At 54.5% G+C, this 2500-nt stretch carries 2 rRNA genes (1 of these 2 cut by a window edge); both read left to right on the top strand.

The features are described 5' to 3' along the window. Positions 1-2030 (top strand): 23S ribosomal RNA (locus LB566_RS30220); it begins 795 nt to the left of the window's first position. Positions 2031-2325: 295 nt separating this feature from the next. Beyond that, positions 2326-2440, top strand: a 5S ribosomal RNA gene (gene rrf / locus LB566_RS30215). Positions 2441-2500: the final 60 nt, after the last annotated feature.

Genomic DNA, 2500 nt, shown 5'->3' with positions numbered 1-2500 from the left:
CCGAACCCATAACTGTTGCAATAGTTCGGGATGACTTGTGGCTAGGGGTGAAAGGCCAATCAAACTCGGAAATAGCTGGTTCTCCGCGAAATCTATTTAGGTAGAGCGTCGACCGAATACCCCAGGGGGTAGAGCACTGGATGGGCTAGGGGTCCTCACCGGATTACCAAACCTAACCAAACTCCGAATACCTGGGAGTACTAGTCGGCAGACACACGGCGGGTGCTAACGTCCGTCGTGAAAAGGGAAACAACCCTGACCTACAGCTAAGGTCCCCAAGTTATGGCTAAGTGGGAAAGGATGTGAGGATCCCAAAACAACCAGGATGTTGGCTTAGAAGCAGCCATCATTTAAAGAAAGCGTAACAGCTCACTGGTCTAAATAAGGGTCTTTGCGCCGAAAATGTACCGGGGCTAAAGCCATACACCGAAGCTTAGGGTTCGTGAGCAATCACGAGCGGTAGCGGAGCGTTCTGTAAGCTGATGAAGCCATACCCGTGAGGGGTGGTGGAGGTATCAGAAGTGCGAATGCTGACATGAGTAACGTAAGGGGAGTGAGAGACTCCCCCGCCGAAAGACCAAGGGTTCCTGCTTAAAGCTAATCTGAGCAGGGTTAGCCGGCCCCTAAGACGAGGCGGAAACGCGTAGTCGATGGGAACCACGTTAATATTCGTGGGCCTGGAGGTAGTGACGGATCACACAAGTTGTCCAATCTTATCGGATTGAACGGGCAGCGGAGTGGTTCCAGGAAATAGCTCCTCCTTATAGACCGTACCCGAAACCGACACTGGTGGTCTGGTAGAGTATACCAAGGCGCTTGAGAGAACTATGCTGAAGGAACTCGGCAAATTGCACGCGTAACTTCGGAAGAAGCGTGACCCTTTTCTGCGCAAGCAGAGGAGGGTGGCACAGACCAGGGGGTAGCGACTGTTTATCAAAAACACAGGGCTCTGCGAAGCCGCAAGGCGACGTATAGGGTCTGACGCCTGCCCGGTGCTGGAAGGTTAAGAGGAGGGGTGCAAGCTCTGAATCGAAGCCCCAGTAAACGGCGGCCGTAACTATAACGGTCCTAAGGTAGCGAAATTCCTTGTCGGGTAAGTTCCGACCTGCACGAATGGCGTAACGACTTCCCCGCTGTCTCCAGCATAGACTCAGTGAAATTGAATTCCCCGTGAAGATGCGGGGTTCCTGCGGTTAGACGGAAAGACCCCGTGCACCTTTACTATAGCTTTACATTGGCATTCGTAGTGGCATGTGTAGGATAGGTGGTAGGCTTTGAAACCTGGGCGCCAGCTCAGGTGGAGCCACCCTTGAAATACCACCCTTATCACTATGGATGTCTAACCGCGGCCCGTTATCCGGGTCCGGGACAATGTATGGTGGGTAGTTTGACTGGGGCGGTCGCCTCCTAAAGAGTAACGGAGGCGCGCGATGGTGGGCTCAGAACGGTCGGAAATCGTTCGCTGAGTGCAATGGCATAAGCCTGCCTGACTGCGAGACTGACAAGTCGAGCAGAGACGAAAGTCGGTCATAGTGATCCGGTGGTCCCGCGTGGAAGGGCCATCGCTCAACGGATAAAAGGTACGCCGGGGATAACAGGCTGATGACCCCCAAGAGTCCATATCGACGGGGTTGTTTGGCACCTCGATGTCGACTCATCGCATCCTGGGGCTGGAGCAGGTCCCAAGGGTATGGCTGTTCGCCATTTAAAGCGGTACGTGAGTTGGGTTCAGAACGTCGTGAGACAGTTCGGTCCCTATCTGCCGTGGGTGTAGGAATATTGAAAGGATCTGTCCCTAGTACGAGAGGACCGGGATGGACGGATCTCTGGTGGACCTGTTGTGGCGCCAGCCGCATAGCAGGGTAGCTATATCCGGACGGGATAACCGCTGAAGGCATCTAAGCGGGAAACCCACCTTAAAACGAGTATTCCCTGAGAACCGTGGAAGACGACCACGTTGATAGGCCGGGTGTGGAAGAGCGGCAACGCTTGAAGCTTACCGGTACTAATAGTTCGATCGGCTTGATCGTTCTCATTCCTTATGCCCATCTCGGCGCAATCCAAAGGATTGTCGCCAGAAGTCGGATGGTCTACCAGCGCTCACGCATGAGCGGCCCTTACGGGCCTATGCTCCGCGGGGGCGCCGGACGACCGGCGACGCGCAGTCGCGCTTGCGGGCTTTGCCCGGAAGCAAACTGTGGATGTCGCTCAGGCACAAAAAGACAGGTGAAGAGCATGAGCCAATAGCGAATAGGCATCCCCTACTCACTATTTGCTACTCACTATTCCCTATTCCAGCTTCTCGAACAACGTGCGTTTTGCCGACCTGGTGGTTATGGCGGAGCGGCTGCACCCGATCCCATTCCGAACTCGGCCGTGAAACGCTCCAGCGCTGATGGTACTTCGTCTCAAGACGCGGGAGAGTAGGTCGCTGCCAGGTCTGCCAAACGCACGTTGAACTCACATCCAATCGGTTGGATGTGAAATCTTCTCTTTATCT

The organism is Mesorhizobium sp. CA13, from assembly GCF_020165235.1.
Classification (GTDB): domain Bacteria; phylum Pseudomonadota; class Alphaproteobacteria; order Rhizobiales; family Rhizobiaceae; genus Mesorhizobium.
The sequence above is the reverse complement of the archived record's forward strand: the minus strand, read 5'-3'. Positions and strand labels throughout refer to the sequence as shown.